This window comes from Labrys sp. (in: a-proteobacteria), assembly GCF_047605565.1.
Taxonomy (GTDB): domain Bacteria; phylum Pseudomonadota; class Alphaproteobacteria; order Rhizobiales; family Labraceae; genus Labrys; species Labrys neptuniae.
The window spans coordinates 1-20810 of sequence record NZ_JASGFM010000062.1; the positions used below are offsets into that span (position 1 = coordinate 1).

The 20810-nt window shown below is 61.6% G+C and carries 19 protein-coding genes; 4 read left to right on the forward strand and 15 right to left on the reverse strand.

Annotated features, from left to right (window positions below):
- Positions 1 to 822: 822 nt before the first annotated feature.
- The gene (locus tag QM672_RS30805) at positions 823 to 1677 is read left to right on the forward strand and encodes a cupin-like domain-containing protein (RefSeq protein WP_311940384.1); all 855 of its coding nucleotides are present in this window, start codon (positions 823 to 825) and stop codon (positions 1675 to 1677) included.
- Between the two features lie 440 nt (positions 1678 to 2117).
- Here QM672_RS30805 and QM672_RS30810 read toward each other — a convergent pair whose 3' ends face one another.
- Both QM672_RS30810 and QM672_RS30815 read right to left on the reverse strand, forming a co-directional pair.
- On the reverse strand, positions 2118 to 2366 hold the full coding sequence (locus QM672_RS30810; RefSeq protein WP_068298675.1) for a hypothetical protein: 249 nt from the start codon (positions 2364 to 2366) through the stop codon (positions 2118 to 2120).
- A gap of 181 nt (positions 2367 to 2547) precedes the next feature.
- Positions 2548 to 3051 carry an ABZJ_00895 family protein gene (locus QM672_RS30815; RefSeq protein ID WP_311940388.1) on the reverse strand — a complete coding sequence of 168 codons (504 nt, stop codon included), beginning with the start codon at positions 3049 to 3051 and terminating at the stop codon, positions 2548 to 2550.
- A gap of 805 nt (positions 3052 to 3856) precedes the next feature.
- On the opposite strand from QM672_RS30815, the gene QM672_RS30820 reads away from it, so the two are divergent.
- Positions 3857 to 4180, forward strand: coding sequence for a hypothetical protein (locus QM672_RS30820; protein ID WP_394309359.1), 324 nt, complete (start codon positions 3857 to 3859; stop codon positions 4178 to 4180).
- Between the two features lie 126 nt (positions 4181 to 4306).
- Here QM672_RS30820 and QM672_RS30825 read toward each other — a convergent pair whose 3' ends face one another.
- Complete coding sequence (locus QM672_RS30825; protein WP_415087172.1) at positions 4307 to 5587, reverse strand: DUF3422 family protein; 1281 nt, start codon at positions 5585 to 5587, stop codon at positions 4307 to 4309.
- A gap of 237 nt (positions 5588 to 5824) precedes the next feature.
- Here QM672_RS30825 and galE point away from each other — a divergent pair, with 237 nt between their 5' ends.
- The gene (galE, locus tag QM672_RS30830) at positions 5825 to 6802 is read left to right on the forward strand and encodes a UDP-glucose 4-epimerase GalE (protein WP_311940392.1); all 978 of its coding nucleotides are present in this window, start codon (positions 5825 to 5827) and stop codon (positions 6800 to 6802) included.
- Positions 6803 to 6989: 187 nt separating this feature from the next.
- On the opposite strand, the gene pip is transcribed toward galE, so the two are convergent.
- From pip to QM672_RS30865, 7 genes are all read right to left on the reverse strand, one after another.
- Positions 6990 to 7991, reverse strand: a complete 1002-nt coding sequence (gene pip, locus QM672_RS30835) for a prolyl aminopeptidase (protein ID WP_311940394.1) — start codon at positions 7989 to 7991, stop codon at positions 6990 to 6992.
- Positions 7992 to 8124: 133 nt separating this feature from the next.
- The gene (locus QM672_RS30840; RefSeq protein ID WP_068295475.1) at positions 8125 to 8895 is read right to left on the reverse strand and encodes an amino acid ABC transporter ATP-binding protein; all 771 of its coding nucleotides are present in this window, start codon (positions 8893 to 8895) and stop codon (positions 8125 to 8127) included.
- An 8-nt stretch (positions 8896 to 8903) separates the two neighbouring features.
- A complete protein-coding gene (locus tag QM672_RS30845) occupies positions 8904 to 10061 on the reverse strand; it encodes an amino acid ABC transporter permease (protein ID WP_415087175.1) in 1158 nt (385 codons plus the stop codon).
- Between the two features lie 4 nt (positions 10062 to 10065).
- Positions 10066 to 11256 carry an amino acid ABC transporter permease gene (locus QM672_RS30850; protein ID WP_394309367.1) on the reverse strand — a complete coding sequence of 397 codons (1191 nt, stop codon included), beginning with the start codon at positions 11254 to 11256 and terminating at the stop codon, positions 10066 to 10068.
- Positions 11257 to 11483: 227 nt separating this feature from the next.
- Complete coding sequence (locus QM672_RS30855; RefSeq protein ID WP_415087177.1) at positions 11484 to 12497, reverse strand: amino acid ABC transporter substrate-binding protein; 1014 nt, start codon at positions 12495 to 12497, stop codon at positions 11484 to 11486.
- Positions 12498 to 12610: 113 nt separating this feature from the next.
- Positions 12611 to 13624, reverse strand: a complete 1014-nt coding sequence (locus QM672_RS30860; protein WP_311940404.1) for an amino acid ABC transporter substrate-binding protein — start codon at positions 13622 to 13624, stop codon at positions 12611 to 12613.
- 110 nt (positions 13625 to 13734) lie between these two features.
- Complete coding sequence (locus tag QM672_RS30865) at positions 13735 to 14748, reverse strand: amino acid ABC transporter substrate-binding protein (RefSeq protein ID WP_311940406.1); 1014 nt, start codon at positions 14746 to 14748, stop codon at positions 13735 to 13737.
- Positions 14749 to 15475: 727 nt separating this feature from the next.
- On the opposite strand from QM672_RS30865, the gene metC reads away from it, so the two are divergent.
- Entirely contained in the window at positions 15476 to 16666 is a 1191-nt protein-coding gene (metC, locus tag QM672_RS30870; RefSeq protein ID WP_311940408.1) for a cystathionine beta-lyase, read from the forward strand.
- Positions 16667 to 16692: 26 nt separating this feature from the next.
- Here the strand turns inward: metC and QM672_RS30875 are convergent, their stop codons facing one another.
- The 5 genes from QM672_RS30875 to QM672_RS30895 form a co-directional block, all read right to left on the reverse strand.
- Complete coding sequence (locus QM672_RS30875) at positions 16693 to 17472, reverse strand: SIMPL domain-containing protein (RefSeq protein WP_415087180.1); 780 nt, start codon at positions 17470 to 17472, stop codon at positions 16693 to 16695.
- 145 nt (positions 17473 to 17617) lie between these two features.
- Positions 17618 to 17971 (reverse strand): lipid-A-disaccharide synthase N-terminal domain-containing protein, encoded by a 354-nt coding sequence (locus tag QM672_RS30880; protein WP_149254899.1) that lies wholly within the window; start codon positions 17969 to 17971, stop codon positions 17618 to 17620.
- Positions 17961 to 18710, reverse strand: coding sequence for a glycosyltransferase family 2 protein (locus QM672_RS30885; protein WP_415087182.1), 750 nt, complete (start codon positions 18708 to 18710; stop codon positions 17961 to 17963). The genes QM672_RS30880 and QM672_RS30885 overlap by 11 nt, the downstream gene beginning before the upstream one ends.
- Positions 18711 to 18723: 13 nt before the next feature.
- Positions 18724 to 19536 carry a phosphatase PAP2 family protein gene (locus QM672_RS30890; protein WP_415087184.1) on the reverse strand — a complete coding sequence of 271 codons (813 nt, stop codon included), beginning with the start codon at positions 19534 to 19536 and terminating at the stop codon, positions 18724 to 18726.
- Positions 19537 to 19630: 94 nt separating this feature from the next.
- Positions 19631 to 20533 (reverse strand): cell envelope integrity EipB family protein, encoded by a 903-nt coding sequence (locus QM672_RS30895; protein WP_311940416.1) that lies wholly within the window; start codon positions 20531 to 20533, stop codon positions 19631 to 19633.
- Positions 20534 to 20810: the final 277 nt, after the last annotated feature.

A 20810-nucleotide genomic window follows, 5' to 3' on the forward strand; every position in this document is an offset into this window, starting at 1 on the left:
CTGACTCTTAATCAGCGGGTCCTAGGTTCGAGCCCTAGTGCGCCCACCATCGAAACTCCTGATATCGCTGACGAAAAGCAAGGCGCCCTTCGAGGCGCCTTCTTTCGTTTCAAACCGAACCGCTCCGCGTAAGGCCCCTCCACTTTCCTTTCCGTCATGCGCAAGGCGCAGAGATTTGCGCAATGATGCTCGCCGGTCTGTGGCTCGGACAAGCCTCCTGGAGGCAGAAGATGCCGGTAAATCATGCCGCCATCGAGCCCGGATGATGTCGGCGTTGCCCAATAAAAAGTCGGCGCGCTGTCCTGGAAGCTTGCTTGAGAAAGAGCCGGACCCGCGGCGGGCGCTTACGGCATCCATAGTTCTGGCTGGTCCATTCTCGATGAATATTGCTTTCGTCGGCAATAACTACAGGGTGCCGCATCGTAATGTATATTGGCCGGAATTCGGATGTTATCACGACCTGAATTCCCAATTATCCTTCATATCGGAAACGAATTTCCCTCAACGAGACAATCTTCGAAACTAATCATCTCAGATGATGACATGGTGTCGGCATTCACTCTCCTAAAGAGTTAATATTTGTATCGTCTCTACTCCTTATAAAATTTCATCCAAATGATATCATCAGTGTTACTGGACTGGGGGCATTCCAGAAAGAGCGAGTTACTGACCATGAACATCGCCTTTGAAAGCAAAATAGAGAGAGGACCGCCATCAAATTCCGTTGAAATAGATCACATACTCGAGACCAGCGAACGAACATTCAAAGAAAATTACAACATTCGACCTTTCAAAGTTCATCACACACTTTGCCGGAGCGGCTTGTTCGAGATCCCCGAGATCGTCAAAACTGCTCGCAGCATCATCGAGAGTGGCAATGCCGCCGACTTTCTCGCACTCGATTTGAGAAAGGAATCGATCAGCAGCAAATTCACCGAGGCTGCGCAGCATGATCGCCTGACAGAGGTGATCGAGCGCCTCGGCGAGGGCGGTTCCTGGATCAGGCTTTCGCGTACGCAGGACTACAATGGCGACTACGCCCGGGTTCTGGCCAAGCTCATCGACGAAATCGGGATCTATGCCGATCGTCCGTTCCGCCAGGAGGTGACCTGGGCAACCCTGACCGTGATTCTGACTTCGCCGGGGATTTCCACCCCCTTCCATATCGACCACGAATCAAACTTCCTGTTCCAGATTCAGGGCGAGAAGGATGTCTGCCTGTTCGATCCCGGGGATCGCGAAGTCCTGCCGGAAATCGAGCTCGAACGCTTCTATGCCAGCAGCTACAACACCCCGCGCTACAAGCCCGAACTGCAGAGCCACGGCCAGATCTTCAAGCTGACGCCTGGCGAAGCCGTGCACCATCCGCCGGTGGCGCCCCACTGGGTCAAGAACGGCAGCAACATCTCGGTCAGCCTGAGCATTTCCTTCTGCATGCGCCCGTTGGAGCAGCGAGCCAGGATCTATCAGGCCAATTTCATGCTGCGTCAGCTCCGGCTGAAGCCCAGACCGCCCGGCCTCTCCCCGAGACGGGATGCCCTCAAGGCCAAGCTGGTCTCAGCCCTGGAAATGCCCAATCCCAAGACCTTCCAGGACATCGTCTATTCCCCGATGACCCGGCTGAAATCGCCCATGCAATTCCTGAAGAAAGTTTCCGGCCATCGAGGGCGCGCCTGAAAGTCGAGGTGCCTTCCGGTCGCGCGCCATTCGAGCGATCGATGGGGCTGCCAAAAAGAAAAACCCGGCGCTGTCGGAACGCCGGGCCAAGGTGGTTGCTGTCTCGCTGAATCGCGAGGCAACGGTGATAAATTTCATATCACGTGATACGCGCGTGACGCGAAAGCTGGGACGCAAAAGCTGGACGGACACGCTGCCCTGATCCCAGCGTTCCCCACCAAAGAAAAAGCCCGGCGATACGCTACCTGCCGGGCCAAGATCGGATGCGACGTATCGGGCCGGTATTGGGACGGCCGACAACGCGCGATGATTAGACCAAATGGTGTGACGGGAGCGTGATAGAGCTCGGCCCGCTATGCCTCCGCCATTCATCGCAGCCAGTTTTTTGATGAAGAGACCGCTTGTACCCCATCTCTGCGCCCTGCTGCCATCGCCGGCCGTTACGGCTTGGATAGCCGCTTCACATTGGACCTAACCTTGCGTCGATAGTCTCGAACCACGGCACCAGGCGCCGCGCCCGTCATCAGCTTGCCAGCGGCGTTCTGTGCGGCAGCGACTTTCTCGCTGATCATCAGCTTGGCCTCGCGCTCGGCACGGCTGCCACCCTGTGCCAGCCGAAGCGTACGCAGCCAGATGGCCTGCTGCGATTCAAAAGCAAGCATCGACATGTCGTAAAACAGTTTGAACATCAGGTCTCCTATGCCCTTGCGTAACATAGTCCGATGTTTGCGACGCAGCTATGTCGATCACGCAAGTCCGGCATTCACACCCGCTGTTCCTCCGCGACGACAGCACTCCTTCGCCGCTCCTGCTGAAGAGGACGACCTGCCCCTCCGGCCTTCGGGCTGGAGGAGCTTCCTGCGTTTTGCTTCAGAACGCGTTGGTGGCGTCCTTGCGCATCTTCTTCACGACGGGATTGGCTCCCATCCACAGGAACAGGCGCGTCAGGGCCACAAAGAGCAGGAACAACCCACCGAGCACCAAGGGTACCAACCATTGCTCTTCGCCGCGCAGGCGGAAAGAGCCGAGACTGCCCAGCTCCTGCCAACTGTCGGTCAAGGCAACGAAGCCGAGGACCACTGCCAGATTGAAAGCCAGCGATATGACGAGCCCGACAAGCGCTATCAGCCACGCTTTGCCGCCCCTGGGTTTCGTGCCGGTGCGGGTGGCATAGTATTTTCCGGTTCCTGAGCCCGCCGTCATCAAGGGTAGCACCCCCAAGAAGGAATTCTTGCTCATGTCGATATGCAAGAAGGCCTCCAGCAAGAAGGCAATGACCACGACGGCGATCGCCGCAAGAACATATATCCATGAAAAGCGAAAGACCGCTGCTCCGAATGAAACGGTATTGGTCGCCGGAACGTAACTATCCACTTACAAGCCCCCCAAGGCTCAAACGAAACTCAGCAGGCTGTACTCAACCAGCATTCGAGCGTCCCTCTAGCTGATTCTCCTTGCTGCTATGAATTGTACGTTCGGATTAGGCAGTTCCAAGCGAAACGCATCGTCACCTCTGCTTCCATAGGAACGCCGGATCGAAGCGTATGGGAGCATGATACATATAGCCAAAGAAAAGCCCGACGCGACAAGGCATTCCGGGCCAGGATCTCCGGATGCTATGATGTCACCGAGGTCGGAGCGCGGTAAGCAACAATCGATCAATAGATCGAAGAGCATGGCAGGGATGCGATGCAGCTAAACTGGCCATTGCCCCATCGGATCATATCCTTGGACCTCGACTGTATTCCAAATGTTTTTCACCATATACCAAGATCGGGAATTTCGTTTATATCAAGGTATGCAACGCCAATACCTATGTATGGCCCAACTGCGCCTGACGTCTAATTCTCATCTAAGTTTCAGCAGTCTAACTCACGGGCGTTCCCACCCCGGGAACCCGGAGGCCCGGATGACAACCTCAGCAAGGCGTCCTCCCCGGGCCTCCCCCCTTTTTGGGCGATCCATCCTTTGCATATGCAACCGCGATTGACCTTTTTCTCGCGGAGGACGCGAGCCCATCTGTCCTGATCCTCGGTCGGGAAGAAGTGAGCGAGGCAATGTGCGCCCTGTGCGAAAACGCACAACCATGTGCCGCGGCACAGGCTAAGCCGCGCATGGATCATCTCGATGGTCCACGCAGTGCATCTCGACACATCTCCATCAGACCCGAGCCCGCTCCATGATCGCCAGAGCCCCTATCCTGCTGCCCGCCGCGTTGATGTGCCTGGTCGCGCTTGCGCCCACCGGGCTTGCCGCTCAGGAGGCCGCCATGGCGAATGCTCCCGCAACGGCCTCCGCTTGCGCTCCAGGCTTCCATTTCAATCAGTGGCGCAGATGCGTACCCAACCGCTCCATCAATGACGCCAGTCGCGATGCCTTCGATCCCCGACGCATGGTGTCGAGTGCTTCGGTCGGCCAGACATCGGAGCATCGCAAGAATATCGACGTGTGTCCGCCATCGCAGCGTCCCAATCACGCCGGCCAATGCATTCCCAACGGTTGACGGGAGCCGACACACCGCCTCGAAAACGACCGATACTGCCGAATTGCCCCCTCATCGGCCGGCAGCAGAGGGACCCAAGGGCCCGTGAGCCCTTCGGTACCCTTCTGCGTAGTTCGAATAGGCCCTTCAGGCAGCGCGCTTGCGCAGGCTCTTTATGCCGCGCCAGACCAGGAACAGCACCACCGGCGCCGCGCACAGCATGGCAATCGCCTTGTCGACATGCCAGATATGGCTGACGCCCTCGATCATGTAGCCGATGATGGCAAGGGCATAGTAGGAGATCGCGATGATGGAGAGCCCCTCCACCGTCTCCTGCAGACGATATTGGCTTTCCGAAGTGCGCGAAATGGTATCGAGAATCGTCTGGTTCTGGGTTTCCAGGCTCAGGCTGATATGGGCGTTCAAGAGTTCCGCCGAACGTTCCAGCTTCATCGCTACCGCCTGCAGGCGCTTTTCCGTCGCCAGGCAGGTGGCTACCGCCGGTGTGGTCCGATTGGTCAGATAGCGGTCGATGGTGGTGAACTCGCCGATCGGTCGCTCGACGAGTTGCCGCAGACGGGTGTCGAGCACGGCCGCATAGGCCTGGCTCGCCGCGAAACGGAAGCTGGTTTCCTCGATGCTGCGGCCGACCTCGGCCGACAGCGCGTGGATGCTCTCCAGTGCCTCCCGGTTCTCCCCGGTCGAGTGGGCATGGCCGACGCGTCCCATCACCTGACTCACAGCCCCCTCGAACTGGCGGATCGTCGAGCCGAGCGCCCGAGCCACCGGCAGGCCGAGCAGGACGAAATTGCTGTAGGTCTCGATCTCCAGGAGCCGGCGCACGAGCACGCCGCGGCGCAAGACGTTGCACTGGCCGGCCGCGAGTTCGTAGCGGGTGAAGCCGTCGCGATCACGATTGAAGTCGGTCGCGACCTGGGCCCTGCCGTCATAGAGCTCGGAATAGCACAGGCTGACCGGGTTGAAGCCGACCAGCGCCGCTTCCGCGATCGTGTGGGTTTCTGTCAGGTCGACACGCGTGGCGCTGACCCGCTGCAGCCCCGCAAAGCAATCCAGGCCGATATCCTCCGGCCAGGGCTCGCGGTCGGTGAGATCGGACTGCCAGGTCAGGGTCGCAAATTCGTTGTGGAGTTCGAAGGTGGCCTTGCGCCCTCCCCGTTCCACCTTGATATGGCGTGTACGGGCGTCATCGAAGGGCAGCACGGACTGGCCGGCGAAAAGGGCGAAGCGCCGTGCCACCTCCTCCAGCGAAGGTCCGGCGCCCGTTGGCATGAAGGCGATCCTGCGGATGCGGGCCGAAGTTGCGATCGGCTCCGTCGGCCGGGCATGCAATTCGGCATAGATGGCCGCTCGCTCCGGATGGTCGACAAACGGGGGCTCGCTCGCTTCCGAGACGCCGATCGCCGTCATCGTGATTTCTCCAATTCCATTGCGCCGAGCCTTTCGAAGCAATTTCCGGGCCATGGCCTGCTGGTTCACCCACCCGTACCCGCAGGAAATACACGCCAGCGTTGCAGTGCGAAAGGCCGAACAAGCGCTCTCGCCCGCCTCCATTTGACGCGGCACGCCCATTCTTTGCTTCTCATCGACGGTTGCGGCCCTTACACCGGCATGTCGCAATCGCCCGTCAGGAGCACGAGAGCCATCGTGAGTATCATCTTGGTCACCGGGGGCGCCGGCTATATCGGCAGCCATGTCTGCAAGACCCTGGCCTCATCCGGGTACAGCCCCGTCGCCTGCGACGACCTCTCGAACGGCAGAGAAGCCCATGTACGCTGGGGGCCCCTCGAACGGGGCGACATCACCGATGCGGACTGGCTGGCCGGCGTTTTCGCTCGCCATCGACCCGAGGCGGTCATGCATCTTGCCGCCTATGCCGACGTGGGGTCGTCGGTCACCGATCCCTCGCCCTGCTATGAGGCCAATGTTGCAGGCACGCTCGCCGTGACCGAGGCAGCCCGGCACAACGGCAATTGCCCGATCGTCTTCTCCTCGACCTGCGCCGTCTATGGTGACGCTCCGGCTCTTCCGGTGACCGAAACCTCTGCCACGGCGCCCGTCAGCCCCTATGGCACCACCAAACTCATCGGCGAGCAGGCGCTCCGGCACTATGATGCGGCCTATGGCCTGCCGAGCGTGGTGCTACGCTATTTCAACGCGGCCGGCGCCGACCCCGACGGCGAGATCGGCGAGCGGCATGCGACGAGCAGCCTCGCCATACCCAAGGCCATCCGAGCTGCCCTGGGCCTCGGCCCCGCCTTCAAGCTATTCGGCACGGACTACGGCACTGCCGACGGCACCGCCATGCGCGACTATGTCCATGTCGCCGATATTGCCGATGCACATCTGCGGGCCCTCGATCACCTGCAGGCAGGACGCGGCAGCCTCACGCTCAATCTCGGCAGTGGCCGTGGCGTCACTGTACAAGAACTGCTGAAGGCGATCGAAGCCGTCACCGGACGCCCGGTACCGATCGAGCCCCGCCCCCGTCGCAGCGGCGACCCGGCCGCCCTCTATGCGAATATCGACAGGGCAACCGATGTGCTGGGCTGGACCCCGGCCAACAGCGACCTCCATGGCATCGTCGCCAGTGCCGCGGCCTGGATCGAGAAGTCGCCGGGCTGAGCGATGCCAATGGGCTCCAAACTGTAGTCACGGCTTCCATTTGAGTAAGATTTGGCGTGTCGGCCTCCGGCTGGCATCTTGAAACAAACCGCTTGCCGGCAGGCCAAATGCCAGCCCCGCTCCTTCACCTGATGGAGTTGTGAGGCTGACATCCCGAAATCGCCGAACCACAAATGCAGTTGTTGTATTAAGCTCCGTCTGTTCCCAGCAGGCGTGCATATTTGTCTGTGGCCTCGACCAGACGATGCAGCGTGCCCGGCTCGGAGAAGGAATGGCCGGAATCCTCCACCATCTGCAATTCCGCCTTGGGCCAGCGCTTGGCCAGTTCCCAGGCCGTGACCGGCGGACAGACCACGTCATAGCGCCCCTGTACGATGGTGCCGGGAATATCGGCGAGCTTGCCCGCGTCGCGCAGCAACTGCCCCTCCTCCATCCAGCCGCCATGCACGAAATAATGGTTCTCGATGCGGGCGAAGGCCAGGGCGAACTGTTCCTGGGCATGGCCGGTGGCGGGGCCTTCCGGCATCAGGGTCGAGGTCTCGCCTTCCCACACGCTCCAGGCCCGGGCCGCTGCCAGGCGAACCGCAGCATCGTCGCCCGTCAGGCGCCGGTGATAGGTCAGGATCGGATCGACCCAGGCATCCTGCGGCAGGTCCTTGCGGAAGGCTTCCCATTTGTCCGGGAAGAAATAGGAAGCGCCCTCCCGATAATACCAGTCGAGTTCCATGCGGCGCAGCGTGAAGATGCCCCGCAGCATGAGTGCCTGCACCGTCTGGGGATGGGTCTGCGCATAGGCGAGCGCCAGGGTCGAGCCCCAGGAACCACCGAACAGGCTCCAGCGCTCGACCTTCAGCACCTCCTTGCGCAGGCGCTCCATGTCAGCGACGAGATGCCAGGTGGTATTGGCGTCGAGATTGGCATGCGGGCGGGAACGGCCGCATCCGCGCTGGTCGAACAGCAGGATGTTCCAGTGGCGCGGATCGAACAGGCGCCGATGCTTGGCCGAACAGCCGGCGCCCGGGCCGCCATGCAGAAAGGCCACCGGCAGGCCGTCGGGATTGCCGGCCAATTCCCAATAGATGGAATGGCCGTCGCCGACATCGAGCATGCCGGAGCGATAAGCCTCGATTTCGGGATAGAGCCCGCGCCTCGGCGTGCCGTCGGGCTCGCTCGAGCGATCAAACGCCATGATGAAATTCCTGCGTACTGAAGTGATCCCTGCCGATGGACGCAGGGAAGCCCTGACAATGCGAATGGCTGGCTTCGGGGGAAGCCAGCCACGGAAGTGGCTGCGGCCGACGAGGCCGGCCGCGCTGTAATCCTCAGTGCAGAATTTGGCTGAGGAAGAGCTTGGTGCGCTCGTGCTGGGGATTGGAGAAGAAGGCGTTGGGCTCGTTGCTCTCGACGATCTGGCCGGCATCCATGAAGATCACCCGGTCCGCAACTTGGCGGGCAAAGCCCATTTCATGGGTGACGCACAGCATGGTCATGCCGTCATTGGCAAGGCCGACCATGGTATCGAGCACTTCCTTCACCATTTCCGGATCGAGAGCCGAAGTCGGCTCGTCGAACAGCATGATCTTGGGATTCATGCACAGGGCCCGGGCAATCGCCACGCGCTGCTGCTGGCCGCCCGAAAGCTGGCCCGGATATTTGTTGGCCTGCTCGGGAATCTTCACGCGCTTGAGGAAGTGCATCGCCTTTTCGGTGGCATCGGCCTTCGACATCTTGCGCACCCAGATCGGGGCGAGCGTGCAGTTCTCCAGCACGGTCAGGTGCGGGAACAGGTTGAAGTGCTGGAACACCATGCCGACTTCGCGCCGCACCTCGTCGATGCGCTTGAGGTCGTTGGTGAGCTCGATGCCATCGACGACGATCGAGCCCTTCTGGTGTTCCTCGAGGCGATTGATGCAGCGGATCATCGTCGATTTGCCCGAGCCCGACGGCCCGCAGATCACGATGCGCTCGCCCCGCTTCACGGTGAGGTTGATGTTCTTGAGAACGTTGAACTCACCATACCACTTGTTCATATCGGTGATCTGAACGGCGATCGGGCTGAGTTCTCCAGCAGTGTTTTGAGCGGCGTTAGCCATTTTTCCCCTCAACGTTTGTAACCGGTATCGAGACGACGCTCCAAGCCCTGCGAGTAGCGCGACATCGAGAAACAGCAGATCCAGAAGAAGATAGCGGCGAATGCATAGCCCGTATAGTAGGTCACGGGCGTCGCCCAGTTCGGATCGGGAATGGACGCCTCGATCGTCTTCAGGAAGTCGAAAATGCCCACGATGGCCACCAGCGTGGTGTCCTTGAACAGGGCGATGAAGGTGTTGACGATGCTGGGAATCACCAGGCGCAGTGCCTGCGGCAGGATGATGAAGATCAGCATGTAGGAGTAGTTCAGGCCCAGGGCCTGGGCCCCCTCATACTGGCCCTTGGGAATGGCCTGTAGGCCGCCGCGCACCACCTCCGCCATATAGGCCGACCAGAACAGCGCCACGCCGACGAGCACGCGCAGCAGCGAATCCGGGCGCCAGCCCTCGGGCAGGAACAGCGGCAGCATGACGTTGGCCATGAACAGCACGGTGATCAGCGGCACGCCGCGCCAGAACTCGATATACATGACCGAGATGGTGCGGGCGATGGGCATGCGCGAGCGCCGCCCGAGAGCGAGGAGCACACCGAGCGGCAGGGACGCCACGATGCCGACCACGGCGATCACCAGCGTCACGAGAATGCCGCCCCACAGATTGGTGGGGACATGCACCAGCCCGAAGAAGCCCCCCACCAGCAGCCAGAAGGCCAGCAGCGGGAAGACGACGAAGAAATAGAGAACGCCCCAGCCCTTCGCCCCGATCCGCGGCCAGAGCAGCCAAAGGACTCCGATGGCGGCCAGCAGGCCCGTGACGTTGACGCGCCAGCGCTCGTCGACCGGATATTGGCCATAGATGAAATATTGCAGACGCGTCTCGACGAACGGCCAGCAGGCACCGACATGCCGCCCGACATTGGCCTCGAGGCAGGCATTGCGGTCAGTGCCGGTCCAGACGGCATCGAAGATCATGAAGCGCAGGACGCCCGGCAGCACCCAGAGCACCAGCAGCACCGCCAGAACGGTGAGGATGGAGTTGGTGACGGACGAGAACAGGTTCTTTTTCAGCCAGCCGAGCACGCCGGTGGTCGCAGCCGGCGGCGGCTGCGGCTCGAAGGTCTTGGTCGAGACGAAGGCCGGGCTGCCGGCGGCGGAAGTTGCGTCGCTCATGGCCCTACCTCTCCACCAGCGCAACGCGCTTGTTGAACCAATTCATGAAGCCGGCAATCGACAGGCTGATGATCAGATAGACCGCCATGGTGATGCCGATGCATTCGATCGCCTGGTTGGTGTTGTTGAGCACCGTGCCGGAAAACACCTGCACCAGATCCGGATAGCCGATGGCCACTGCCAGCGACGAGTTCTTGGTCAGGTTGAGATACTGACTGGCGAGCGGCGGCACGATGATGCGCATCGCCTGCGGGATCACCACCAGGCGCAGATTGTGGCTCGAGCGCAGGCCGAGGGCGCCGGAAGCTTCCGTCTGGCCATGCGGCACGCCGCGGATGCCTGAGCGCACCGTCTCGGCGATGAAGGCCGCGGTGTAGATGGTCAGGCCCAGGAGCAGCGCCACGAATTCGGGCTGCAGCCGGAAACCGCCGGTGACGTTGAAGCCGCCGACCTTGGGGTAATCCATGGTGAAAGGCATGCCGGAAGCGAAGAAGGCCAGCAGCGGCAGGCCGATGACCAGCGCCAGATTGACCAGCAGCACCGGTGGCCGCTTGCCAGTCTCCATCTGCTTGCGTTTGCCCCAGATGGAGAAGCCGATGGCACCGAGAACACCGACCAGAAAGGCACCACCGACCAGACCGGCACCCGCCTGCGGCATGGCCGCCGGAAAGAAGATGCCGCGATTGTTGAGAAAGATGCTCTCGCCGAAGGTGATCGACTGGCGCACGCCCGGCAGGGGCTTGAGCACGGCGCCATACCAGAACAGCAACTGCAGCAGCAGCGGGATGTTGCGCACGACCTCGATATAGACCATGGCGATCTTGGCCACGATCCAGTTGTTGGACAGGCGGGCCACGCCGATGATGAAACCCAGGATCGTCGCAAGGATGATGCCGAGAGCGGCGACGATCAGTGTGTTGGTGATGCCGACCAGCAGCGCGCGGCCATTAGTGGACAGCGAGGTATATTCGATCGGCGTCTGGCCGATGTCGAAGCTCGCCGTGCGTCCCAGGAAGTCAAAGCCAAGCGAACGGCCCTGCCTGGCCAGGTTTTCGACGGCATTCCAAGCGCCCGTCAAGATGATGAGCAAGACGATTGCCAGCAGCACGATCTGGAAGACAACAGCCCGTAACTTCGGATTGTTGAACCAGTGGGTACGCCCGCCGCCGTCTCCCCGGTCGACTGCCAACGTCATTGTCTCATTCTCCCCAACACGCAGATAGTCCTCACCCTTTTTTACGGATTCCTCTGGAGCAAGATGCGCTCACGGCTGAGCCTCCTGCCCCAACACCTTGTTTCCAGGCCAATCCGACGGATTGGCTGGAGCGTCCCTGCGATTTTGACTGCCCCCGCCCCCATCGCACGACGCTTTGAAAAACCACCCGGCAAATACGGAATGCATCTTGCCGGGGCCGTGCGCCCTCAACGAATGGGCGGTGAATATTGCAGGCCCTTGTCGGTCCATAGGGCATTGAGCCCGCGCTCGATCTTGAGCGGTGACTTCGAGCCGAGATTGCGGTCGAACACCTCGCCATAATTGCCGACCTGCTTGATGATGCGATAGGCCCATTGATTGTCGAGGCCGAGTTGCTTGCCGAAATCACCCTCGCTACCGAGCAGGCGCTTGATGTCCGGCTTGTCGGACTTCAGCATGTCGTCGACATTGGCCTGGGTCACGCCGGCTTCCTCGGCCTGGACCAGGGCAAAATAGACCCATTTGACCACGTTGAACCACTGGTCGTCGCCCTGGCGCACGGCGATGCCGAGCGGTTCCTTCGAAATGATCTCGGGCAGCACGACATGCTCTTCCGGATTCTTGAGGGCCAGGCGCACGCCATAAAGCCCGGAGGCATCGGTGGTGAAGGTGTCGCAGCGGCCAGACTCATAGGCATTCTGCGCCTCGCCGATCGTGGCCAGCGTCAGGATCTGGTAGGGCTTGCCGATGCTGCGGAAATAGTCGGAGAGGTTGAGCTCGTGCGAGGTGCCCTGCTGGACGCAGACGGTCGCGCCATCCAGTTCCTTCGTCGATTTCACGCCCAGCGACTTCTTCACCATGAAGCCCTGGCCATCATAGTAATTGGTGGCGGCGAATAGGAAGCCACCGGTCTCACGCGTCAAGGTCCAGGTGGTGTTGCGCGGCAGGACATCGATCTCCGAGGCTTGCAGCGCGGTGAAACGATCCTTGGCGGAGAGAGGCACGAATTTGGTCTTGTCGGCATCGTCTAGCACGGCCGCAGCGAGGGCCCGGCAGTAATCGACGTCGAAGCCTGCCCATTTGCCCTGTTCATTGGGGATGCTGAAGCCCGCTAGCCCCTGATGGGCGCCGCAGATCAACTGGCCGCGCTGCTTGATGGTATCGAGCGTTGCCGCATCTGCCATGGAAACACTCAAGGCAGCGAAGAAGCCAACGGTCGCCGCGCAGAGTTGTTGCCTCATCAATGTCCCCCTTCGATCTCGGCCCGGCTCGACAGCGCCCCCGCCGAAGTGCCCTGCCGCCCTGTCTGCGTGCCAGCCCCGGAGGCAAACCTCCGGGGCTGGTCTTGGCGATCTCAACGGATCGGCGGGGCGTATTGCAGGCCCTTGTTGGTCCACAAGGCGTTGAGGCCGCGCTCAATCTTCAGCTTGGATTGGGAGCCGAGATTGCGATCGAAGATCTCGCCGTAATTGCCGACCTGCTTGATCGCGCGATAGGCCCACTGATTGTCGAGGCCGAGCTGCTTGCCGAAATCACCCTCGGTGCCGAGCAGGCGCTTGATGTCCGGCTTGTCCGACTTGAGCATCTCGTCGACATTGGCCTGGGTCACGCCGGATTCCTCGGCCTGGACCAGCGCATAATAGACCCATTTGGCGATGTTGAACCACTGGTCGTCGCCCTGGCGCACCGCGATCGCCAGCGGCTCCTTGGAGATGATTTCGGGCAGCACGACATGCTCGTCCGGATTCTTGAGGGCGAGGCGCACGCCGTAGAGCTGAGACGAATCCGACGTGAAGGCATCGCAACGACCGCCTTCATAGGCGTTCTGCGCCTCACCGATCGTGGCAACCGTCAGGATCTGGTACTTCTTGCCGAGGCTCCGGAAATAGTCGGAGAGATTCAGCTCCTGGGTCGTGCCCTGCTGCACGCAGATCGTGGCTCCGTCGAGGTCCTTGGCCGACGCCACGCCCAGCGACTTCTTCACCATGAAGGCCTGGCCGTCATAGTAATTGGTGGCGGCGAACAGAAAACCGCCGGTCTCGCGCGACAGGGTCCAGGTCGTGTTGCGCGGCAGCACGTCGATTTCGGAGGACTGCAGCGCCGTGAAGCGGTCCTTTGCCGAGAGCGGCACATATTTGGTCTTCTCGGCGTCTCCCAACACGGCGGCCGCGAGAGCGCGGCAATAGTCGACGTCGAAGCCCGCCCATTTGCCTTGCTCGTTGGGGATGCCGAAGCCGGCAAGGCCCGCATTCGAACCGCAGACGAGCTGGCCGCGCTGCTTGACAGTATCGAGCGTCCCGGCATTCGCGGCCGCGACACCCAGGGCGACAAACGCACCTGCAATCGCCAGAGAAAATTGCTTCTTCATGAATGAAATCCCTTCGTCAGTGGCTGGTTTGGAGCGGGGCCGGAGCAGCGCAGTCAGTCGCCACCCGAATTCCGCTCCGCAACGGTCCCTCAGAACTTATTCCGCAATTCTCAACGGATCGGCGGGGCGTATTGCAGGCCCCCCTTGGTCCACAGATTGTTGAGGCCGCGATCGATCTTCAGCACGGTCTTGGGGCCGAGATTGCGGTCGAAGCTTTCACCGTAATTGCCGACCTGCTTGACGATCCGGTAGGCCCACTGATTGTCGAGGCCGAGCTGCTTGCCGAAGTCACCCTCGGTGCCGAGCAGGCGTTTGATGTCCGGCTTGTCGGACTTGACCATCTCGTCGACATTGGCCTGGGTCACGCCGGCCTCTTCAGCCGAAAGCATGGCGTAGTGCACCCATTTGACCACATTGTACCATTTATCGTCGCCCTGGCGCACGGCCGCGGCCAGGGGTTCCTTCGAGATGATTTCGGGAAGCACGACATGGTCGTCGGGATTGGCCATCTTGACGCGCACCGCATAGAGGCCGGAGGCGTCGTCGGTGTTGACGTCGCAGCGCCCGCCCTCATAGGCCCTTGCCGCTTCTTCCGGCGTATCGAAGCTGACGATGTTGTAGGGCAGATTGTGGGTCCGCATGTAGTCGGAGATCGTGAGCTGGCCGGTCGAACCCTGCTGGGCGCAGATCGAGGCTCCCGAGAGTTCGGTCGCCGATTTGACGCCGAGTGACTTCTTCACCAGGAAGCCTTGGCCGTCATAGAAATTCACGCCGGCGAAGAGCATGCCGGCGGTGTCGCGGCCGAGCGTCCAGGTCGAGTTGCGGTTGAGCACGTCGATCTCGCCGGACTGCAGCGCGGTGAAGCGGTCCTTGGTGGAGACCGGCACGAATTTGGCCTTGGTCGCGTCGCCCAGCACGGCTGCGGCGATCGCGCGGCAATAGTCGACGTCGAGGCCGGTCCATTCGCCCTTCTCATTGGGCGCGGCGAAGCCCGGCAGTCCGGTGTTGACGCCGCAGATCACCTGGCCGCGCTGCTTGATGGTATCGAGCGTATCGGCGTGTGCGCCGACCCCACTCAACGCCAGCGCCGCACCGGCTACCGCGGTAAGAAGTGTCTTTCTCATGGATGGAGGCCCCTGTTCGCTTCGTTGTCAGTGTAACGAGAAGGCCCTTGGACGGCTGGCCGCGGCGTCAGAACCGGGCCGCCCCACCGGGCATGTTTGACGTTTCCAAAGCTCAAAGCGCGTTCTGTCGCGAGCGCCCTCTGACTCTGGTTTCTTGTTTCGACGCGTCGTGGCGATCTTCGGCGTATCCGCCAAATCCCTCAACGCTTTAGGACAAAACACGCTTAGACGGAACGCATTTTGAACCACATCTTTGTTATCGACGACAGGGCGAGGCCTGAAACCATCGCCAGACTGTTGAACGTCGTGATTTTTTTGAACTGCCGCCACCTCTTCCTGCGTTCGCGAATGGATGTTTCGAGCGTTCCCGGTCAATGGCCGGGAGGAACGGGCGTTCCGTCGAGGAGGTATGATGACGAGCTCAACGATCCGGACATGCCTCGCCGGAGATGAGGAGCGACCTGCCGGCCGTGCGTGCTGAAGCGGTCATTGCAAGGTCCCCCGTATCGATCTGTCCCGCGGCAAAAGCGCCCAGCTTGTTCTCGCCGGTTACGACCCGTGCCTTGCCGCTGATTGCAAGCGCTTTGGCCGCCCACGTCAAGCGGAATTCGCGAAAAGCGGGCGAATATTCACAAAACTGGCCTGTGGAAGATGTCGCGGCCTTCGAGATTGACGCAGGGGCGGTCGGGGACGAATGTAACCGTTTCAGGACCCAATCGAATCTATCATGAAGAAGATCAGCAAGGACGAGATCGCGACCTTCGGTGAAAATACGCGTCTGGTCATCGGCGGGCGTGAACCATCCGAATATCACGGCTTCGTCAACCCGCCCGTCTACCATGGCTCCACCGTTCTCGCTCCGACGACGAAGGATCTCATCAACCACACGCCGCGCTACAGCTATGGCCGCCGCGGCAATCCGACCAGTGACGCCCTTGAAGAAGCGCTGAAGACGCTCGACGGCAGCGCCGGTGTGGTGTTGTGTCCCTCGGGGCTATCAGCTGTCTCGACCGCCCTTCTCTCCTGCCTTTCGGCCGGCGACCATTTGCTGATGGTCGATTCCACCTATCAGCCCACCCGCCAGTTCTGCGACAAGGTGCTCGGCCGCTTCGGCATCGAGACGACCTATTACGATCCGCTGATCGGCGCCGGCATCGAAACGCTCATTCGTCCGAATACCAAGGCAGTCTATCTGGAAGCCCCCGGCTCGCAGAGCTTCGAGATGCAGGACGTGCCTGCGATCGCCGAGGTCGCACACCGGCACGGCGCCACCGTGCTGCTCGACAATACCTGGGCCACCCCCTTGTTCTTCGACGCATTCGGCCATGGCGTCGATCTTTCGATCCAGGCCGGAACCAAATATATCGTCGGCCATTCCGATGCGATGTTCGGCGTGGTCTCGGCCTCACGCAAGGCCTGGCCGGCGCTGAAGAGCTTCCACGGCGATTCAGGTCAATGCGTCGCGCCCGACGACATCTATCTGGCGATGCGGGGGCTGCGCACCATGGGCGTGCGCCTGCGCCAGCATCAGGACAGCGCGCTGCGGGTAGCGAAATGGCTGGCCAAGCGCCCCGAGGTCCAGCGTGTGCTGCATCCCGCGCTGGAGGGCGATCCGGGCCACGCCATCTGGAAGCGCGATTTCAAGGGCTCGTCCGGCCTGTTCTCCATCGTGCTGCAGCCGGCGCCGATGGAGGCGATCGGCGCCTTCCTGGACGATCTGAAATTCTTCGGGCTCGGCTATTCCTGGGGCGGCTATGAGAGTCTCGCCCTCCCCTTCGACTGCAAGACCTATCGCAGTGCCACGAACTGGGAGCCGGGCGGCCCCTGCGTGCGCATCCATGTCGGCCTGGAGGACGTCGCCGACCTGATCGGCGATCTCGACGCGGGCCTGGCCCGCTTCAGGGCTGCGCGGGGGTAGCATCGGGCGCCCCTGCCGCCCTCTTGCTATTTCGGTAGCAACTCCCAGGTCATACCGACATTTACTTCGATGGTCTGAATGCCTGGTTTAAGGGGAACTGCAGAGGCATCGTCCTTTCCAAAGACACGGTAGTCCGCACGAAGAGCCAAGGGAAGGATCTCCGTCTGCGGCATGACTCTCAGAACACGACCGAGGCGGACGCCGGCAGCATCCGCGTAGATCTTCGCCTGTCGCTGGGCCGCCTCCAGTGCTCTTGCGCGAAGCCGATCCGTAATCTCTTCACGTTTTTCGACGCCGAACGTCACACCCAAGACATTGTTGGCACCTGCGCGGATAAGCGCACTGGCGAGGGCACCTGCCCTGGCCGGATCGCGAACCGCAATCTTGAGAACATGGTCGGTGCGATAGCCCTTCTGCTTGCCGTGAACCACGTTGCCCGCCCCTGCCTTCTCTTCCTCGAAGACGGGCCTGAGGGTGAGATCCTCGGTCTTGATGTCGGAACTCGCAATTCCTGCAGATGCCGCCTGATCAAACACCGCCTTGGTCGCGCGCGCATTGTCATCGGTCGCTTGATCGGAATCCTGTGCTTCGGTGCGGATCATTAGGCGGATCACAGCAAAATCGGGCACTGCGTCTTCTCGCGCCTGAGCCTGAACGGTCATGCTCGGTGCGTTGTCCACACCGGTCACATAGGCCATCGCTTCGGCACGGTTCATGGGAAGATCGGCCGCCAGTCCCGCCGAGGGCATCGGCCAGGCCGCGCAAACAAACCCCAGGAAGAGCAGTCTCCAGTTGGCAGGCTTCATCGCGCAGTATCCCCTGGTTGCGAACCGTCCGGATCCTTGACCGCCATGCGGAGCGAAAGGGCCGGCATCTTGCTTTCTTCGGCCGGAAGTTTCGTCATCACAATGACCGGTCGCGAAGGCCGTCGGCGCTGATGTAGTTATGGCGCTAGCTTGAGGCGCCCTGCCCCTCCGCGGCTTCCTTCGCCTCGCGCTTCTCCTTGAGCACCAGCGAGACGTTGCGGATATAGATCGCCAGGCCCGAGCCCTGGCCGATGATATAGACGAGGTCGGCCCGGACCAGGGCGTAGAGGAACAGGAGGCCGCCGCCGCCGATCGACAGGATCCAGAAACTGAAGGGAATGACGCTCTTGCCAGCCCGCTCGCTCACCCACCACTGGATGACGAAGCGGGCGGTGAACAGCGCCTGGGCGAACAGGCCGAGGATCAGCCAGAAGTCGAAATTGGTGTAGAAGACATTGTGGAGATAGCCGCCGAGGGCATTCGACAACTCAATCAGCATTCTGTCCCCCTCCGCTGACATCAGGCACGCGCTTGCGCCGGCGGATGAGCCACCATACGCCGACGAGATCGAGAATGCCGACCCACAGCCTGTCGAAGAAACCGTAGTTGGAAACGCCGGTCAGCCGGGGCCGGTCGACCACATCGACATGGCCGACCTCGAAGCCCTCGCGCTTGACCAGGGCCGGCATGAAGCGATGCAGCGCATCGAAATAAGGCAGGGCCAGATAGACGTCGCGGCGGATGGCCTTGAGGCCACAGCCGGTGTCGCGCGTGCCGTCCTTGAGGACAGAAGCGCGAACCTTGTTGGCGGTACGCGACTGCCAGCGCTTGAAGCCGGTGTCCTTGCGCCCGAGCCGTTGCCCCGCAACCATGCCGGTCGCGGCGCCGCCGGCGATCAGGGCGTCGACGAGGGCGGGGATATAGGCCGGGTTGTTCTGGCCGTCGCCATCGATGGTGACCATCAGGCGGCCGCGCGCATGGCGAATACCCGTGCGCACGGCGCAGGACTGGCCGCAGGATGCCTCGTGGCGCAGACTGCGCAGGTAGGGCAGTTCGCCCTTCAGCCTCTCCAGCTCCGTCGGCGTCGCATCGCTCGAGCCATCGTCGACATAGACGATCTCGAAACTGCGCCCGGCCAGGGCCGCGGCGATTTCCCGGATCAGCGGCTCGACATTGCCGGCTTCGTTGCGGACCGGAACGATGACGCTGATCTCAGGCGCATTGTCTTGTGATGACATGAAGAGTCGAACCTCAGCGGCGCGCTCGCCACGCCTCGATCAGCGTCTTTGCCGCGTCTTGCCCCCGCAACGCAAGAGCACCATCGCGGTTTTGCCGGAAAACAAGCCCCCGACGACCCAGAAAGTCGGCGAACCAGAAGGTGGCGAACCAGCCGAACAGGGCGCCGGCGACCACATCGGCGGGATAATGGGCACCGAGGATCACCCGGCTGAGGCAGACCAGCCCGCCCAGCACGAACAGCCAGGGACGCCAGCGCGCCCCGCAGAGCAGGATGATCACCGCAGCCACCGTCCAGGCCGTGGTGGCATGGCCGGAGGGGAAGCTGGCATTGGCGGCGCGCCAGGAAAAGGGCTCGAAACTCCAGCTTGCGCCCGCCTCGACATGCAGCGGCCTGACACGGCCGATCGCGCGCTTGATGACATTGACGGCAAGCCCTGTTCCCGCGATGGCGACGAAGGCAAAGGCAAGCTGCAGCCAGAGCTGGCGCAGGGCGGCATCGAGCCGTGGCGGCAACTCCGGATCGACCACGCCGAGCAGGACAAGTGCCACGCCGAGCGGAATGAGATAAAGGCCGGAATCACCGAGATAAGTGACGAAACGCGCCAGCCGCACCACAAGATGTGGCCATTCGGGCAGGATGTGCAGGGAAGCCGGATCGGCGAGCACCATCAAGGCGATGACAAGCACGCCGCCAAAGGCGATGGCGGCGGGCGTCGCCACCCGTCCGAACAGCGGCCGTGCCGGCAGGCGCGCCGGTGCCCGCAGCCGCTGGCCGAGCGCGCGCCAATTCTGCGTATGCGACCATTGACGAATGGCATTTCTCATGACGCGTGGCCGGTCTCTACAGCGCCATCGGGCGAAGGCACGAGCTTGGCGCGGCCGGCGCCGTCCCGAAGGCCAGCCCACCGCATCATGCCACTCACTTGCATTCCGTCTGCGGCAGGAAATCGAGCGACACCATCGTTCCCTTCAGGCGGAAATCGCCATAATCCAGGGTCAGGCTGCCTGAAATGCCATCGGCATAGAGCTCGAAGGACATGGTATAGACGGGGGTCTCCTCGCCGACGGCTTTCTTGGTCGGGTCGAAATAGGAAATCGTCACGGGCCAGCGATCGACGCCATCGAGTTGCTTGGCCTTGGCCTCGACGCCTTCGCGCGGCTTGTCGGGGCCGATCTTGGCACCGATCACCGCGAGGGTGTTGTAGATCTTCTGGCCGCCATCCGATCCATCATAGACCTGGCTCTCGAACACATGCTCGCCGGCCCGCGCCGCCAAGACGATCGCCTTCATCTGGCCCGTGGGGAAGAGAACCCGGTCGGACAGATCGAATTTGGTGGATTTGGGCTTCTTCAGCGCGACGCCGACCGTGCCGCTCTCGGCCCGATTGGCCTGGCCGTCGACGCTGCCATCCAGCTTCTGGTTGGTGAAATTCTGGGAATTGAAGCGGAAATTGCGCCCCTTCTCATCCTCGAACGTGGTGGAGCGCAGATCCGAGGTGTTGACGCCGCCGCCGCTCAGGCCGATTTCGGTGACCTGCCGGAAATTGAGCGCATAGCCGCTGCAGGCATTGCCCGAAAAATCATACACGATGCGCCCGCGCATGCTGTCGACGCTCGACTGGTCCTTGCGGCGGTCGAGATTGAGGTCGTAGACGGCCCGGTGCGCGACGAAGGGAACGGTCGCCGCCGCGGGGATCGCAGCGCTTGCCGCCACCTTCTGGGGCGCTGCGCCATCCTGCGCCAAGGCCATCCCCGGCACAGCCAGGAAGAGCACGGCCGGAAGAAGCACGATCCTTGGATGGACCGGAAGTGTCATCCGCATGAAGCAAATTTCCGTTTCAAAAATCGGCATTACCATAAGTGGCATGCCCTGATGCCACAATGCTCAAAGAGCCTGCCAATCATGACGGAATTAGGCCCAAAGATTGTGCCATTCCACATTCATCAACAACACCGTTTACGATCCGTTCGCGGCCGCGATACGAACATGCCATAATGAGCCGAACTGCGAATCGCCAAGCAGAGTTGGTGCGCTTCACTCACTCGTGAGTGAAGCGCACCAACTCTGCAAATGTCCGAAATCTTGCGGGTTATCCCTG

Bases quoted from the DNA above. Each gene is read 5' to 3' on its own strand.
- QM672_RS30895 (WP_311940416.1), bottom strand. From the start codon at position 20,533: ATGCGGATGACACTTCCGGTCCATCCAAGGATCGTGCTTCTTCCGGCC.
- QM672_RS30865 (WP_311940406.1), bottom strand. From the start codon at position 14,748: ATGAGAAAGACACTTCTTACCGCGGTAGCCGGTGCGGCGCTGGCGTTG.
- QM672_RS30825 (WP_415087172.1), bottom strand. From the start codon at position 5,587: ATGACGGCGATCGGCGTCTCGGAAGCGAGCGAGCCCCCGTTTGTCGAC.
- QM672_RS30880 (WP_149254899.1), bottom strand. From the start codon at position 17,971: ATGCTGATTGAGTTGTCGAATGCCCTCGGCGGCTATCTCCACAATGTC.
- QM672_RS30855 (WP_415087177.1), bottom strand. From the start codon at position 12,497: ATGAGGCAACAACTCTGCGCGGCGACCGTTGGCTTCTTCGCTGCCTTG.
- metC (WP_311940408.1), top strand. From the start codon at position 15,476: ATGAAGAAGATCAGCAAGGACGAGATCGCGACCTTCGGTGAAAATACG.
- QM672_RS30890 (WP_415087184.1), bottom strand. From the start codon at position 19,536: ATGAGAAATGCCATTCGTCAATGGTCGCATACGCAGAATTGGCGCGCG.
- QM672_RS30810 (WP_068298675.1), bottom strand. From the start codon at position 2,366: ATGTTCAAACTGTTTTACGACATGTCGATGCTTGCTTTTGAATCGCAG.
- QM672_RS30860 (WP_311940404.1), bottom strand. From the start codon at position 13,624: ATGAAGAAGCAATTTTCTCTGGCGATTGCAGGTGCGTTTGTCGCCCTG.
- QM672_RS30885 (WP_415087182.1), bottom strand. From the start codon at position 18,710: ATGTCATCACAAGACAATGCGCCTGAGATCAGCGTCATCGTTCCGGTC.
- QM672_RS30850 (WP_394309367.1), bottom strand. From the start codon at position 11,256: ATGACGTTGGCAGTCGACCGGGGAGACGGCGGCGGGCGTACCCACTGG.
- QM672_RS30820 (WP_394309359.1), top strand. From the start codon at position 3,857: ATGATCGCCAGAGCCCCTATCCTGCTGCCCGCCGCGTTGATGTGCCTG.
- pip (WP_311940394.1), bottom strand. From the start codon at position 7,991: ATGGCGTTTGATCGCTCGAGCGAGCCCGACGGCACGCCGAGGCGCGGG.
- QM672_RS30840 (WP_068295475.1), bottom strand. From the start codon at position 8,895: ATGGCTAACGCCGCTCAAAACACTGCTGGAGAACTCAGCCCGATCGCC.
- QM672_RS30875 (WP_415087180.1), bottom strand. From the start codon at position 17,472: ATGAAGCCTGCCAACTGGAGACTGCTCTTCCTGGGGTTTGTTTGCGCG.
- QM672_RS30845 (WP_415087175.1), bottom strand. From the start codon at position 10,061: ATGAGCGACGCAACTTCCGCCGCCGGCAGCCCGGCCTTCGTCTCGACC.